The sequence below is a fragment of the Sulfitobacter sp. EE-36 genome, from assembly GCF_000152605.1.
In the GTDB taxonomy this organism is placed as follows: Bacteria; Pseudomonadota; Alphaproteobacteria; order Rhodobacterales; family Rhodobacteraceae; genus Sulfitobacter; species Sulfitobacter pontiacus.
This window is the reverse complement of record NZ_CH959310.1, coordinates 2,657,042-2,670,799: the sequence shown is the minus strand read 5'-3', so window position 1 is coordinate 2,670,799 and position 13,758 is coordinate 2,657,042. Positions and strand designations below refer to the sequence as shown.

Annotated in this window: 14 protein-coding genes and 1 pseudogene; 12 read left to right on the top strand and 3 right to left on the bottom strand. The window is 61.8% G+C overall.

Annotation, left to right across the window (positions count from 1 at the left end; all coding sequences use genetic code 11):
* The first annotated feature begins 2 nt into the window (after positions 1 to 2).
* The gene (locus EE36_RS15550; RefSeq protein ID WP_005853814.1) at positions 3 to 770 is read left to right on the top strand and encodes a squalene/phytoene synthase family protein; all 768 of its coding nucleotides are present in this window, start codon (positions 3 to 5) and stop codon (positions 768 to 770) included.
* Between the two features lie 2 nt (positions 771 to 772).
* Here EE36_RS15550 and EE36_RS15545 read toward each other — a convergent pair whose 3' ends face one another.
* On the bottom strand, positions 773 to 1,996 hold the full coding sequence (locus EE36_RS15545; RefSeq protein ID WP_005853813.1) for an MFS transporter: 1,224 nt from the start codon (positions 1,994 to 1,996) through the stop codon (positions 773 to 775).
* Positions 1,997 to 2,071: 75 nt separating this feature from the next.
* Between EE36_RS15545 and EE36_RS15540 the strand changes: the two genes are divergently transcribed.
* The 4 genes from EE36_RS15540 to EE36_RS15525 all read left to right on the top strand — a co-directional run bounded on the left by EE36_RS15540 (position 2,072) and on the right by EE36_RS15525 (position 4,919).
* Positions 2,072 to 2,830: a precorrin-6A/cobalt-precorrin-6A reductase gene (locus EE36_RS15540; RefSeq protein WP_005853812.1), complete on the top strand. Its 759-nt coding sequence runs from the start codon at positions 2,072 to 2,074 to the stop codon at positions 2,828 to 2,830.
* Positions 2,827 to 3,459: a DNA-3-methyladenine glycosylase gene (locus EE36_RS15535; protein ID WP_005853811.1), complete on the top strand. Its 633-nt coding sequence runs from the start codon at positions 2,827 to 2,829 to the stop codon at positions 3,457 to 3,459. Before EE36_RS15540 ends, EE36_RS15535 begins: the two co-directional genes overlap by 4 nt.
* Complete coding sequence (locus EE36_RS15530; protein WP_005853810.1) at positions 3,456 to 4,121, top strand: alpha/beta hydrolase; 666 nt, start codon at positions 3,456 to 3,458, stop codon at positions 4,119 to 4,121. The genes EE36_RS15535 and EE36_RS15530 overlap by 4 nt, the downstream gene beginning before the upstream one ends.
* A 213-nt stretch (positions 4,122 to 4,334) precedes the next feature.
* On the top strand, positions 4,335 to 4,919 hold the full coding sequence (locus tag EE36_RS15525) for an HNH endonuclease (protein ID WP_005853809.1): 585 nt from the start codon (positions 4,335 to 4,337) through the stop codon (positions 4,917 to 4,919).
* Positions 4,920 to 4,945: 26 nt separating this feature from the next.
* On the opposite strand, the gene xth is transcribed toward EE36_RS15525, so the two are convergent.
* On the bottom strand, positions 4,946 to 5,728 hold the full coding sequence (gene xth, locus EE36_RS15520; RefSeq protein WP_039912068.1) for an exodeoxyribonuclease III: 783 nt from the start codon (positions 5,726 to 5,728) through the stop codon (positions 4,946 to 4,948).
* A gap of 349 nt (positions 5,729 to 6,077) precedes the next feature.
* Here xth and EE36_RS15515 point away from each other — a divergent pair, with 349 nt between their 5' ends.
* Both EE36_RS15515 and EE36_RS15510 read left to right on the top strand, forming a co-directional pair.
* Positions 6,078 to 6,308 carry a hypothetical protein gene (locus EE36_RS15515; protein WP_005853807.1) on the top strand — a complete coding sequence of 77 codons (231 nt, stop codon included), beginning with the start codon at positions 6,078 to 6,080 and terminating at the stop codon, positions 6,306 to 6,308.
* Between the two features lie 57 nt (positions 6,309 to 6,365).
* The gene (locus EE36_RS15510) at positions 6,366 to 7,457 is read left to right on the top strand and encodes a hypothetical protein (protein WP_005853806.1); all 1,092 of its coding nucleotides are present in this window, start codon (positions 6,366 to 6,368) and stop codon (positions 7,455 to 7,457) included.
* 83 nt (positions 7,458 to 7,540) lie between these two features.
* Here EE36_RS15510 and EE36_RS15505 read toward each other — a convergent pair whose 3' ends face one another.
* Positions 7,541 to 7,864, bottom strand: a complete 324-nt coding sequence (locus EE36_RS15505; protein ID WP_005853805.1) for an iron-sulfur cluster assembly accessory protein — start codon at positions 7,862 to 7,864, stop codon at positions 7,541 to 7,543.
* Between the two features lie 84 nt (positions 7,865 to 7,948).
* Between EE36_RS15505 and EE36_RS15500 the strand changes: the two genes are divergently transcribed.
* From EE36_RS15500 to EE36_RS15480, 5 genes and pseudogenes are all read left to right on the top strand, one after another.
* Positions 7,949 to 9,091, top strand: coding sequence for a deoxyguanosinetriphosphate triphosphohydrolase (locus EE36_RS15500; RefSeq protein WP_005853804.1), 1,143 nt, complete (start codon positions 7,949 to 7,951; stop codon positions 9,089 to 9,091).
* 63 nt (positions 9,092 to 9,154) lie between these two features.
* Positions 9,155 to 10,896: pseudogene (argS, locus tag EE36_RS15495) on the top strand (arginine--tRNA ligase).
* A 75-nt stretch (positions 10,897 to 10,971) separates the two neighbouring features.
* On the top strand, positions 10,972 to 11,976 hold the full coding sequence (locus EE36_RS15490; RefSeq protein WP_254655596.1) for an SPOR domain-containing protein: 1,005 nt from the start codon (positions 10,972 to 10,974) through the stop codon (positions 11,974 to 11,976).
* Entirely contained in the window at positions 11,976 to 12,980 is a 1,005-nt protein-coding gene (nagZ, locus tag EE36_RS15485) for a beta-N-acetylhexosaminidase (RefSeq protein ID WP_005853800.1), read from the top strand. The genes EE36_RS15490 and nagZ overlap by 1 nt, the downstream gene beginning before the upstream one ends.
* Entirely contained in the window at positions 12,973 to 13,758 is a 786-nt protein-coding gene (locus EE36_RS15480) for a ScpA family protein (RefSeq protein ID WP_005853799.1), read from the top strand. Before nagZ ends, EE36_RS15480 begins: the two co-directional genes overlap by 8 nt.

Genomic DNA, 13,758 nt, shown 5'->3' with positions numbered 1-13,758 from the left:
CCATGGAATTTGATGCCGATCTAAGCGCCTGCGCGGCTATTATCGAGCGTGCCGATCCGCTGCGCTTTCGCGCCAGCATGGCGGCCCCTGTGGCCGCACGCCGTGTGTTGTTCCCGCTTTATGCCTTTAATATCGAGGTGGCGCGCGCGCCCTGGGTGACGCAGGAAACCATGATCGCCGAGATGCGTTTGCAGTGGTGGCGCGATGTCTGTGACGAGATCGCGAACCGTGGGGTTGTGCGGCGGCACGAGGTTGCGACACCCCTTGCACTGGCCATCTCGCCCGAAGACGCGGTGTTGCTGGACACGCTGGCCGCCGCGCGGCGGTGGGATATCTACCGCGACGCCTTTGAAGATGCCGCCCATTTCGACGCCTATATCGACCAGACCGCGGGCCATCTGATGTGGGTGGCGGCGCGGTCTTTGGGACCGGCGGAGGAGACCACGGTGCGCGATGCGGCCTATGGGGCGGGGGTGGCGGCTTGGCTGCACGCGATCCCTCAGCTGGTAGAGCAGGGGCGTGTCCCGTTGTTGGATGGCACCGACGCTGGCGTTGTGGCGCTGGCCCAAAAGGCGCGGGCGCGGTTGCGACAGGCGCGGGCCAACCGTGGCAAGATCTCGAAAGCGGCGCGACCGGCGATGTATAGCGTCGGCGCGGCAGACAAGGTGCTGAGCGCGGCCATCGCCGCCCCCGGGCGTGTCAGCGCCGCAGAACTGCCGCCGATGAATGATTTCGCCCTGTCGTGGCGGGCTTTGTCGGGGCGTTGGTAGCGCTAGACCCGCGCGCTGCGTTGCCGCAGCATCAGCCAGATCAGCGACCCGCCTGCCAGCACCAGAAACGGGATCATCGCGATATTGACGGCGGCCCAGCCTTCGACGGGGTTGCCGCCCGAGCAGTTCATCAGACCGCCGCTTGACAGCGACGCAAAGGTCACCCCGCCAAATACCAGAAGATCGTTCAGACCTTGCATGCGGCCACGCTCGTGCGGTTCATGGGCCCCGGCCAGCATGGATGTCGCGCCGATAAAGCCGAAGTTCCAGCCGATCCCCAGCAGGATCAGCGCGATGTAGAAGTTGTTCAGCTCCACCCCCTGCAGCGCGACCACACCGGCCCCCGCAAGGATCGCGATGCCAAGGCCGAGGATCTTTTCGACCCTGAATTTCGCGATCAGGTGGCCGGTGAAAAACGACGGCGCATACATCGCCAGAACATGGCCTGTGACCACATGGGACGCATCCACGATGTCATAGCCGCAGCCCACAACCGCAAGCGGCGTCGAGGTCATGACAAGGTTCATCAGCGCATAGGATACCATGCCGCAGATCACAGCGACGGCGATGCGCGGGGTCTTCAAAAGCTCCATCCGGGTGCGGCCCTTGGGGGCATCTACGGCCGGCACGGGCGGCTTGGGGATGTTGAGGAAGGCGAAAAGCACCATGCCCACAGCGTTCAGCGCAATCGCGGCGAGGTAGACCGGGAAAAACCGCATCATCGTCGCATCGCCGTTGGCACCGGTCAGAAACCCTACCAGCTGCGGCCCGATGATGGCCGAAATCAGCCCGCCCGCCATGACATAGGAAATCGCCTTGGGCCGGAACGCGTCAGATGCGGTGTCCGTCGCTGCAAAGCGGAAAAACCCTTGCGAGCACATGTAGATGCCGATCAGATAGCTGCCCAGCAGGAAGGTCATGAAACTCTGGATCGTCAAGGCATAGGCACAAAGCACGGCCCCCGTCATCCCGCCAAATGCGCCCGCCACAAAGCCCGCGCGACGGCCAAAGCGTTGCATCACCGTCGACAGCCACGGGGCCGTGGTCATCGACCCGAAGACGATCATAGAGATCGGCAATGTCGCGAGGCAGACGTTGGGCGATAGCTGTTGCCCCGCCAATCCGCCGACTACAAAATACATCGGCATCTGGCTGCCAAGAAAGGCCTGCGCGGTCACCAGCACGGCGACGTTGCGCTTGGCGCGGGTGTCATCAATCACTGTCATGGTGAATGCGTAGACCGGGCTTTGGGGGGCTGCAAGGGCCTTGCGTCCCGCGGCGGGGTCAACGATGGTCGCGCCATGAACCAGGCCCCCCATATTCTGCTGATCGCTGGCAGCGCCGAAGCGCATGAGATCGCCGCTGCGATGTCGGCCTCTGACGTCTGTGCACGGGCGGTGTTAAGGCGGGCGGAGCGCAGCTTTGGCCCGCTGGCCGTACCATCCGAGATCTGGTCGCCGCGCAACATGGATGAGATGGCAGCTTACCTGCGCGCCCATGGGTTTACCGCGGTGCTGGACGCAGGGCACGGGTTTGACGCGGATATTTCGCAGATCGCTTATGACGCCACCGCGCGGTTGGGGCTGCCTTATCTGCGTGTCCTGCGGCCCATGTGGGACATCTCGGCACCGGTTGAACGGGCCGCGTCGGTCGCGGCGGCGGCACGGATGATCCGACCCCAAGCACGGGTCTTTGCCGCGACGGGGCGCGGAACGGTGGCGGATTACGCCCCTTTCGCAGGCGCGCGGCTTTATCTGCGGCAGACCAACGCGCAGGCCCGAACCAAGCTGCCCCCCTTTGCCGAAGCCGTCTATGGCCAGCCGCCCTTCACTCGGGTGGCGGAGGAGGCGTTGTTTCGCGCCTTGCAGATCGATACGCTGGTTCTGCGCAACGTCGGTGGCGTGCCAAGCCGCCCCAAACTGGACGCAGCGTGCGCAATGAGTCTGCGGGTGATTGCCATTGACCGTCCGGCGGCCCCCGTCGGCGCGCAGGTTCTCGCCGCGCCGGATGCGGCGATCCGCTGGGTCGAGACGCTGACAACGGGGGGCAAAACCGGATGAGCATCGGACGGATTATCACTGGCGACGCGGATGTCGCCGAAGGGGCTGATTGGCTCGCTGCGCATGTGCCGCAGTTTGCTACCGCCTTGGCCGCTACTGGCCCTTTGCCTCTGCGGTTGCGTGCGGACGGGTTTGACGCGCTGATCGGGGCGATCATCAGCCAGCAAGTCTCTGTCGCGTCGGCAAATGCCATGCGTGCCAAGATGGATGCGGCGGGACTGACCCATGAGACGGCGATACTCACCGCGGGCGAGGATGGCCTGCGCGCGGCGGGGCTGAGCCGCCAGAAAATCCGCTATGCGTTGGCGTTGGCCGAGGCCGGGATCGACTATACCGCCTTGCGGGACGCACCGGATGCGGTGGTGATTGACACGCTGACCGCGGTGCCCGGTGTCGGGCTGTGGACGGCGCAGATCTATGCGATGTTTTCGCTGGGCCGCGCCGATATCCTGCCGCAGGGCGATCTGGCCTTGCAAGAGGCCGCGAAAATCCTGTTTGATCTGCCCCAGCGACCAAAGCCGAAGCAGCTTGCGGACATGGCGCAGGACTGGTCGCCGTGGCGATCGGTTGCAGCCCGCATCCTGTTTTCGTACTACCGCGTGGCAAAACAACGGGAAGGGATTTCATGACACGAGTACTAAACGCAGAGCGCCGCGAACCGGTCTCGGGGGAAACGCGGTCTGCCGTCGTGTTCCTGCATGGCTATGGCGCGAATGGTGCCGATCTGCTGGGGCTTGCCGACCCGTTGGGGGAACATCTGCCCGACACGCTGTTCGTGGCCCCCGATGCGCCCGAAGCCTGTGCCGGTGCGCCCATGGGATTCCAGTGGTTCCCGATCCCCTGGATCGATAACTCCTCGGAGGAAGAAGCCGAACGCGGGATGATGCAGGCGGTCGACGACCTGAACGCCTTTCTCGATGCGCTGATGGTGGACGAAGATCTGCTGCCCGAACAGGTCGTGCTGTTTGGCTTTTCCCAAGGTACGATGATGGCGCTGCATGTCGCGCCGCGCCGCGAAGACGCCGTGGCCGGTGTTGTCGCGTTTTCGGGCCGCTTGCTGTCGCCCGAGAGCCTGAAAGACGAAGCGGTCGTGCGCCCTCCGGTCTTGCTGGTGCACGGCGACGCCGATGATGTTGTCCCGCCGCAATCCCTGCCGCAGGCCGCCGAAACCTTGCAAGAAGCCGGATGGACGGACGTTTTCGCCCATATCATGAAGGGCACAGGCCACGGAATCGCCCCCGACGGGCTGAGCGTGGCGCTGGCCTTTATGCGCGACAAACTGGGTCTTTGATCCCATCCCCTGCGGGCGCATGCGCGACCCGCAGGAAGGCCCCGGCCGGATTAACCGTTTCCGTCACATGCCTGTTACGTAATCAGCTTACGCATTCTGCGACATCTTGTACCCGTTTGCGACTTGTCAGACGCAAACCACGAGATATAGTCGAAAGCATCAGCGGGGCTGTCCCGCTGGACCGGACGCGGAACGGCAAGGGGCTATCGAACAATGGACGGCGACTTTAGAACTGAATTCACCCGAAGCCCGGCAGGGCTGAAAAACAAACCGGCCCTTGTGCTGAACGCGGATTACAGGCCCTTGTCCTACTATCCGCTGTCGCTGTGGCCCTGGCAGGAAGCGGTAAAGGCCAAATGGCTGGATCGGGTGGATATCGTCGCTGAATATGACGACTATGTTCACAGCCCGTCGATGCAAATTCGCATCCCGTCGGTGGTCGTTCTCAAAGATTATGTCAAACCTCAAAAGCGCGTGGCCTTCACGCGCTTTAATTTATTTCTGAGGGACGAATTCTGCTGCCAGTACTGCGGGGCACGGGGGGATCTGACCTTTGACCATGTGGTGCCCCGTGCCGCGGGCGGTATCACAAGCTGGCAGAACGTTGTTGCGGCGTGTAGCCCGTGCAATCTGAAAAAAGGGTCCAAGGCGCTGCACCAGACCGGATTCCAGCTGCGCAAACCGCCGCGCCAGCCGCAAGCCGAGGATCTGCGCAATATGGGCCGGAAATTCCCGCCCAACTACCTGCATGATAGCTGGATGGATTTTCTTTATTGGGATGCCGAGCTTCAGGCGTGATCTAGGGCCGCACTTGTGCGTCCGAGCTAGAGGTCAAGCTCCACCCAGACGGGCACGTGATCGGAGGGTTTCTCGCGTCCGCGTACATCCTTGTCGATCTGGCAGTCGCGCAGGCTGTCGGCGATGGCAGGGCTAAGCAGGAAATGGTCGATACGGATGCCGTTGTTGCGGTTCCATGCGCCTGCCTGATAATCCCAAAAGCTGTAATGCCCCGGCCCTTGGGTCCGTGCGCGGAACGCCTCTGTCAGGCCAAGGGCCAGCAGACGTCGCCAGGCGGCGCGGGATTCAGGGCGAAACAACGCATCTTCACGCCAGGCATCTGGCGTTGCCGCGTCTTCGGCTTGGGGGATGATATTGAAGTCGCCTGTCAGCAGAAACGGTGTTTCCTCGGCCAAGAGTGCGCGCGCACGGTCTTCAAGACGCTGCATCCACGCCAGTTTGTAATCGTACTTGGGGCCCGGTGCGGGGTTGCCGTTGGGTAGATACAACCCACAGAGCCGCACAGATGAATGATCACCCACGACCGTTGCCTCGATATAGCGCGCCTGTTCGTCGCTTTCGTCCCCGGGCAGGCCACGGGTTACATCCTCAAGCGGGAGCTTTGACAGGATCGCGACGCCGTTAAATGATTTCTGCCCGTGGGTCTCGACGTTATAGCCGCGATCCTCGAACAGCTCGCGCGGGAAGCCTTCGTCGACGGATTTGATCTCTTGCAGAATGGCGACATCGGGCTGCGCTTCGTCGAGCCATTGGGGCAGGGCGTCGATCCGCGCTTTGATCCCGTTGATGTTGAACGTGGCGATTTTCATGACGGCCCCCTGCATTGGTCTCCGCAGCTATCGCGCATACCGCAATATGGGGCAAGGGGGCTGCACCGGTTTGGGCAGGTTTCGCCTGCGATTCGAAGGAGAGCCGACAGTGCCCACGCCGCGGCGGGGCGCTTTGCCTGCGTTCCGTTACAATTGTCGCTATTGTGGAGAACACGGCATCACTGCGTGGTTTCAACCGGATCAAACACGCAGCGCATGTGGATGATTTACATCGTTAAAATGCGATCTTTTTGTCGCCTAGGTCAAAGCCCTGAGGTGGTGATTGATGAAGGGAGTGCAGCTTGAGGTTTAGTTGCCGATTTCAAAATCGCGTCAAAAAGGAAAACTCATGACCGCTATTGCTTACGTCGAAACTGCTTTCCCGAATGTTCACGCCGGGGCGGCATCGCTCCATCAGGGGGCGGGGACCGCGCTTTATACCACCGGCTGTATCCGTGCAGGGCAAGACCCCCATTGCGGCCACGGCACCGGGCTGTTCACCACAGGATCCCAGTCGGGACCGCAGGCAGGCGGCATGGCGACTGGGACGCTTACCGGTTTGTTTACCACCGGCTGCTAATCCAAACACACCCTGCGCTGGAACCGGCGCAGGGGTTTCTTGCCAAAAGGGGGGCCTATGTCGAATGTTATACCGCTGTCATCCGTCCGTGCGCGCAATAGCGGTCGCAAACACGCCGATAGCGCCGCGATCAGCCGTATGTTTGCGGTGCAGCGACGCCGTGCGGGGGATGTATTCTGGTTGAAGGAAAATGCGGAATGGCTGGGGATTTTCGCAAGCGCGAACATGCCTGTCCCGCCAGACGCTCTGGTGCCCTATGCGTCGTTCTATGACCGTATCGAAGAGACGATCCGCTTCTTCCCGCAGTACTACCGATTTTTCCTGTCCCTCGCGCTGGACCTTGAGGATCTGGGCTTGCCCGGCGACGCGGGGGAGCGGCTGGTGCATTGGGTCGCCCGTATGCGGCTGGCGGATGGGGAACTGTCTGACCTGCAACGCGCCGAAGCGCAGCGCCTGCTGGCGCGTCGGATGTCCGTGCCGCGCGACGACGCCCTGCAATCCCGCTTGCGCCGGTTTTTCACGCGATCCGAAACCTTTGCGCTGCCCAATAAGAAAGCATCCTATGAGCTGGCACATATCGTTTTTTATCTGTCTGACTACGGTCAGCGCGCCCCCCAACTGCCGACGACAGCGATCAGAAGCCTGAGTTTTGCCGGTATTCTGGCGTATCTTGATCAGGATATGGATCTGCTGGCCGAGATTTGTGCCGCGCTACGGTTTGCAGGCGCTGCGTCACCTGCACTGTGGAAGGATGCGGTTCAGTCCGCTGCACGTGCCTGCCGGATCGTACCGCAGCAGGGGGGCGGACCGGTGGACGGGTATCACGCATATCTGGTGACCGGCTGGGCCGCGCACATGTCCGGAGGGGCGGCATTTTGCCAACCGGTGCCACAAGGGGCTGTGGCCATCCGCTATACCCCGCCAAACGGGGCGCTGCAGGCGCTATCGGCGGCGCTTTTTGACATGGGAGAGACGCGGCAAGCGCAGTGGTCGCTTATGCGTGGACGGGTCATGAGGGCGCTGGACCCAGAGGCGCAGGAGATACTGACCGAGGCAGAGGCATCCTGCCCGCAATTTGAAGCGTTTTTCGCGCGGTTTGCGCGGGCACCGATCCTGGCAGTGGGCTCTATGGTGCAGCGACGGCACTAGAATGGCCTCATGCGGGCATGAGGCCAGCCTCCGGCGGGAGTTTACTTGGGCAAAATGAAGCGGGCGCGTGTATCGGGCGCGCGTTACATCGAGAAAGACGTGCCGCAGCCACAGGCGCTGGTGGCATTGGGGTTTTCGATCACGAAACGCGCGCCGATCAATTCCTCGGAAAAGTCGATGACGGCATTGGTAAGAAAGGGCAGGGAGATGCTGTCGACCACAACTTTCTGGCCAGCCCCTTCAAGGATTAGGTCATCGTCTTTGGGATCATCCAGCGCGATGTCATACTGAAATCCGGAGCAGCCGCCGCCCTCTACTGCGACGCGTAGGGCTTTGCCCTCTGCGGCGGCACCGATTTCGGCAAGGCGGTCAAAGGCGCGTGGGGTAACTTGGGGGGGCAGGTTCATTTTCGGGCTCCGGTGTGATCGGTTTCCATCTGTGTTGTCTTACAATATAGAAACCCGCAGGACAGGCCACAAGGACCACCGACTATGCGCGCTTCTTTTGCCTCTGATCCGGCGTTGACCCGGGGACGGTTGATACCGGAAGAGGAAAGCACCTTTCGTTCCTGCTTTCAGCGGGACCGCGACCGGATCATCCACGCCAGCGCCTTTCGGCGGCTCAAGCACAAGACGCAGGTCTTTATCGAGCATGAGGGCGATTACTATCGCACGCGGCTGACCCATTCGATCGAGGTGGCGCAGGTGGCACGCACGATCGCCGGTGCGTTGGGTCTGAATGCCGAGCTGACAGAGGCGGTCGCCCTGGCCCATGATCTGGGGCATCCGCCCTTTGGTCACACGGGCGAGGACGCGCTGGAAGCTTTGATGGCCCCCTATGGCGGGTTTGACCACAACGCCCAAGCCATCCGCATCGTCACCCATCTGGAGCGGCATTACGCGGATTTCGACGGGCTGAACCTGACTTGGGACACGCTGGAGGGGTTGGCCAAACATAACGGGCCGGTGACGGGAGAGCTGCCGTGGGCACTTGCGGCCTATGAGCGTCAGCATGATCTTGAGCTGGAGACATTCGCCAGTGCCGAGGCGCAGGTGGCGGCGATTGCCGATGATGTGGCCTATAACCACCACGACCTGCATGACGGTTTGCGGGCCGAACTGTTCTCGACGGACGAGCTGGCCGAACTGCCGATCCTGAAGCAGAATTTCGCCGAAGTGGACAGGCTGTATCCCGGTCTGAACTACTATCGCCGCCGTCACGAGGCACTGCGCCGTTTCTTTGGCGTGCTGGTGGAGGACGTGATCAGCGTCGCTCGCCACCGTCTGGCCGAGATGAAGCCCGAAACCGCCACCGATATTCGCATGGCCGGGCGCACGTTGATCCAGTTCTCCGATCCGGTTTTCCAGGATCTCAAGGTCATCCGCGCCTTTCTTTTTGACCGCATGTATCGCGCGCCATCCGTGGTGATCATGCGCAAGCAGGTCACGCAGGTGGTCGAGGATCTGTTCCCCTATTTCTGCGCGCATACGGACCAATTACCCAAGCAATGGCGCAAGGATGTAGAGGACGCGGACGGCGATACGGCGCTTGCGCGGATCGTCAGCGACTATATCTCGGGGATGACAGATCGCTTTGCCTTGCAGGAACATGAGCGGTTGATCGTTAAAGGCTGAACCGCCCTTGATTATGGGCGCATATTCAGGTGATACACGGGGCCAAGTCGAAGGAACCCCGTTATGAACCTATTTGCCGATATCCGCAGCCTCGTGCTGTCCACCCTTGATACGCTGGTTGCCGACGGGTTTCTGCCCGAGGGGCTGAGCTTTGACGCCATCACCGTAGAGCCGCCGCGCGATGCGGCGCATGGGGATATGGCGACCAATGCCGCGATGGTGCTGGCGAAACCGGCCCGTATGAAACCGCGCGATATCGCTGAAAAGCTGGCCGAAAAGCTGGCCGAGGATCCACGGATCACCGCGGCGGATGTGGCGGGACCGGGGTTCTTGAACCTGCGGCTAAGCGCTGCGGTCTGGCAGGGCGTTGTCGGTGCCGTTCTGGGGCAGGGCACAGACTTTGGCCGGGGCGATCTGGGGCAAGGCAAGCGGGTCAACGTCGAATATGTCTCGGCCAACCCGACGGGGCCGCTGCATGTGGGGCACACCCGCGGCGCGGTCTTTGGCGATGCGCTGGCGTCCTTGCTGGATTTCGCGGGTTTCGATGTCACGCGTGAATATTACATCAATGACGGCGGCGCGCAGGTCGATGTTTTGGCGCGCTCTGTCTATCTGCGCTATCTCGAGGCGCACGGCCAAGAGGTCGCCTTTCCCGAAGGCACATACCCCGGCGACTATCTGATCGATGTGGGGGCCGCGCTGAAGACAACGTGGGCGACGCCTATATCGACGCCGATGAATCCGTCTGGCTTGAAGAGGTGCGCAATTTTGCCACCGACGAGATGATGAAGCTGATCCGCGATGATCTCGCCTCTCTCGGGGTGGAGATGGATGTGTTTTATTCCGAAAAGTCGCTTTATGGCACGGGCCGGATCGAATCCGCGATTGATGACCTGAAAGCCAAAGGGCTGATCTATGAGGGCGTGCTTGAGCCGCCAAAAGGCAAGAAGCCCGAGGACTGGGAGCCGCGCGAGCAGACCCTGTTCAAATCCACCGCCCATGGCGATGACGTCGACCGTCCGGTGATGAAGTCCGACGGCGGCTGGACCTATTTCGCGCCCGATATCGCGTATCACTACGACAAGGTGCAGCGTGGCTTTGACAGGCTGATCGACGTCTTTGGCGCGGATCACGGCGGCTATGTCAAACGGATGAAAGCCGCTGTTTCGGCGCTGTCCGAGGGGGCGGTGCCGCTCGACATTAAGCTGACGCAGCTGGTCAAGCTGTTCAAGAACGGCAAGGAATTCAAGATGTCCAAACGGGCAGGGACATTCGTCACCCTGCGCGATGTTGTTGATCAGGTGGGCCCTGATGTGACGCGTTTTGTCATGCTGACCCGCAAGAATGACGCGATGCTGGACTTTGACTTTGCCAAGGTACTGGAACAGTCGCGTGAGAATCCGGTGTTCTACGTGCAATATGCCCATGCGCGTGTGCATTCTGTCCTGCGCAAGGCAGCAGAGGCGGGTGTCGACACCGATATTGAAACCTTGCAGCGTGCCGACCTGAGCCAGCTTGACCACGAAGCAGAGCTGAAACTGGCGCAAAAGCTGGCCGAATGGCCCCGGATGGTAGAGACCGCGGCGCGCAGCAACGAACCGCACCGGATCGCCTTTTACCTGTATGAGCTGGCGGGCGATTTCCACGGCCTGTGGAACCGCGGCAACGACGTGCCTGAACTGCGTTTCCTGCAGGATGATGCGGCCCTGTCCCAGTCAAAAATCGCGCTGGCCCAAGCCGCAGCGATTGTAATTGCGTCAGGTCTTGGTATTCTTGGGGTCAAGCCAGCGGAAGAGATGCGATAACGCACCATTGCTGGTCAGGCAGGTTCAAAAAACAGACCCGCGCGGGTGATATCTGACGCGGGCAGTGAGGCAGAAATGGCAGATTACACGTCCTCCTCCCAGGGTGGGGGGTACTCCTTTGAACATGACGCAGGCATGGCACCGCAAGTTGCGGCCAAGCCCTTGACCAAGTTTGCAAATTTCGCGGGCGCGGCGCTTTCCATCACCTTGATCGTCGGCATCGGGGTCTGGGGCTACAAGCTGCTGGTGCGCGATGTTACCGGCATTCCGGTGGTGCGTGCGGCCCAGGGCGATATGCGCGTGCGGCCCGAAAATCCTGGCGGCCAACTGGCGGACAATCAGGGTCTGTCGGTCAATGCTGTGGCCTCTGAGGGGACGGCGAACCAATTCGCGGAACAGCTGATTTTGGCCCCGAAGCCACTGGATCTGGAAGAAGAAGACCAGCCCATTCCCGTTGCGATGGTTGCACCTGCGCAACAGGCACCAACGCAATCATCGCCTGCGGCTGACGTGGCAGAGGCTTTGAAAAACGGCGATGTGGACGATCTTGTCGCCTCTCTCACCGATGGGGTGGAACCACTGGAAGACGAAGAAGACGGCACCGCCCTGCCAGAGCCGATGAACGCAAGTGCGACGATGGATGTCGACCCGCTTGAGATGGCGGTGTCGAACGCGGTGGCCGTTGCCATGGGTGAAGAGCCGGGCGTGCGCGCCTCCTTGCGTCCTCAAACGCGCCCCGGTGGCCGTGCCGTCGCGACCAAAGCGTCGTTTGAACCGGCACCGGTCGCCGCCGCCGAAGTGAAAGAGCTTTCGCCCGACAGCCTGCCCACCGGTACGCGTCTGGTGCAGCTTGGCGCATTCGATTCACCGCAGATCGCACGGGCGCAATGGGTCCGTCTGAACGCGCGTTTCGGGGCCTATATGGAAGGCAAGGACCGCATCATCCAAGAGGCCAGCAGCGGCGGGCGCACTTTCTACCGTCTGCGTGCGCATGGGTTCTCGGACATCGCGGATGCGCGACGCTTCTGTTCGGCGCTGGTTGCTGAAAACACCGACTGCATTCCCGTCGTTACACGCTGATGCGATACGGGGCGACGATACTGGACGCGTCGGGGCTTCGGCTGACGGCGCAGGAAAAGGCGTTGTTTCGCGCCGTAAAGCCCTTTGGGTTCATTCTCTTTGCGCGCAATATCGACACGCCGGATCAGGTCCGTGCGCTGTGTGATGAACTGCGCGAGGCGGCGGGCCACGAGGCTGTGATCACCGTGGATCAAGAAGGCGGGCGGGTGCAGCGGTTGCGCGCACCGCATTGGCGCGACTGGACAGCACCGCTGGACTTCGTGCAAGCGGCAGGCCCCAAGGCGGCAGAGGCGATGTATCTGCGCTTTCGACTGATCGCGGACGAGCTGCACCGCGTGGGCATCGACAGCAATTGCGCGCCGATGGTCGATGTCGCTGGGGCGCAAACCCACGCTTTCCTGCGCAACCGTTGTTACGGCACGACGCCCGATGCCGTGGCGACTTTGGGCCGTGCGGCGGCAGACGGCATGTTGGCGGGGGGCGTTTTGCCCGTGGTCAAACATATGCCCGGACATGGGCGCGCCACAATGGATAGTCATTTTGACTTGCCGCAGGTTGATGCGCCGCGTGCCGCGTTGGACACCCATGATTTCGCCCCGTTCAAGGCGTTGAACGACCTGCCGATGGGGATGACGGCGCATCTGGTCTATGACGCGATTGATCCGCGCCCTGCCACACTGTCGCCCGTGATGATGCAGCTGATCCGCGAGGATATCGACTTTGATAACCTGATCATGACGGATGATATCTCGATGAAAGCATTGACGGGCGAGGTGGATGCCATCGCCGCCGGTGCCTTGGCCGCAGGCTGTGATGTGGTGCTGTATTGCAACGCCACGCTTGAGGATCGCACCCGGGTTGCCGATGCTGCCGGAGAGATGTCCGACGCTGCGCAAACACGGGCCGCGCGGGCCCTTGCCATGCGCCGGACCCCTGATGATGTTGACATTCCTGCCCTGACTGCAAAGCTCGACAAGCTTTTGGGCGGGGCGGTTTATGGCTGAAACGCAGTTGGAAGACGGGCAAACGAAAGTTGCTGAACGGCTCGCGGCCGAGGCGCTGATCGTGGATGTCGACGGGTTCGAGGGCCCGTTGGACCTGTTGCTGACCCTCAGCCGCACCCAGAAGGTCGACCTGCGCAAGATATCTGTGCTGCAACTGGCACGCCAATATCTGATGTTCGTGGACAAGGCCAAGGCGCTGCGGCTTGAGCTTGCGGCGGATTATCTGGTCATGGCTGCGTGGCTTGCGTTTTTGAAATCCCGCCTGCTGCTGCCACCTGATCCGCAGGACGATGGCCCCTCGGGCGAGGAACTGGCCGCGCATCTGGCGTTCCAGCTTGAACGTCTGCAAGCGATGCGCGACGTGGCGGCCCAGCTGATGGCCCGTGACCAGTTGGGGCGCGACTTCTTTGCCCGCGGCCAGACGCAGGAAATGCGCCAGACCCGCCGCGTGACCTATACCGCGACCTTGCTGGACCTGATGCAGGGCTACGCGCGTATCCGCACCCGCGACGATTTCCGCCCCTTCGTGATGGACCGTGACAAGGTCTTTACGATGGAGCAGGCGCTGGAGCGCATGCGCGGCTTGATTGGGTTTTCTGGCGACTGGTCTGACCTGACCAGCTACATGCCCGACGGATGGGGCGAAGAACCGGCAATGCGCCGCTCGGCCACGGCATCGACGTTTGCGGCGTCGCTTGAATTGGTAAAGGAAGGGCATCTGGAAATTCGCCAAGAGGGCGTGTTTGCCCCGATCCAGTTGCGCAAGAAGGATATCTGA

Bases quoted from the DNA above. Each gene is read 5' to 3' on its own strand.
- EE36_RS15550 (WP_005853814.1), top strand. From the start codon at position 3: ATGGAATTTGATGCCGATCTAAGCGCCTGCGCGGCTATTATCGAGCGT.
- EE36_RS15545 (WP_005853813.1), bottom strand. From the start codon at position 1,996: ATGACAGTGATTGATGACACCCGCGCCAAGCGCAACGTCGCCGTGCTG.
- EE36_RS15540 (WP_005853812.1), top strand. From the start codon at position 2,072: ATGAACCAGGCCCCCCATATTCTGCTGATCGCTGGCAGCGCCGAAGCG.
- EE36_RS15535 (WP_005853811.1), top strand. From the start codon at position 2,827: ATGAGCATCGGACGGATTATCACTGGCGACGCGGATGTCGCCGAAGGG.
- EE36_RS15530 (WP_005853810.1), top strand. From the start codon at position 3,456: ATGACACGAGTACTAAACGCAGAGCGCCGCGAACCGGTCTCGGGGGAA.
- EE36_RS15525 (WP_005853809.1), top strand. From the start codon at position 4,335: ATGGACGGCGACTTTAGAACTGAATTCACCCGAAGCCCGGCAGGGCTG.
- xth (WP_039912068.1), bottom strand. From the start codon at position 5,728: ATGAAAATCGCCACGTTCAACATCAACGGGATCAAAGCGCGGATCGAC.
- EE36_RS15515 (WP_005853807.1), top strand. From the start codon at position 6,078: ATGACCGCTATTGCTTACGTCGAAACTGCTTTCCCGAATGTTCACGCC.
- EE36_RS15510 (WP_005853806.1), top strand. From the start codon at position 6,366: ATGTCGAATGTTATACCGCTGTCATCCGTCCGTGCGCGCAATAGCGGT.
- EE36_RS15505 (WP_005853805.1), bottom strand. From the start codon at position 7,864: ATGAACCTGCCCCCCCAAGTTACCCCACGCGCCTTTGACCGCCTTGCC.
- EE36_RS15500 (WP_005853804.1), top strand. From the start codon at position 7,949: ATGCGCGCTTCTTTTGCCTCTGATCCGGCGTTGACCCGGGGACGGTTG.
- EE36_RS15490 (WP_254655596.1), top strand. From the start codon at position 10,972: ATGGCAGATTACACGTCCTCCTCCCAGGGTGGGGGGTACTCCTTTGAA.
- nagZ (WP_005853800.1), top strand. From the start codon at position 11,976: ATGCGATACGGGGCGACGATACTGGACGCGTCGGGGCTTCGGCTGACG.
- EE36_RS15480 (WP_005853799.1), top strand. From the start codon at position 12,973: ATGGCTGAAACGCAGTTGGAAGACGGGCAAACGAAAGTTGCTGAACGG.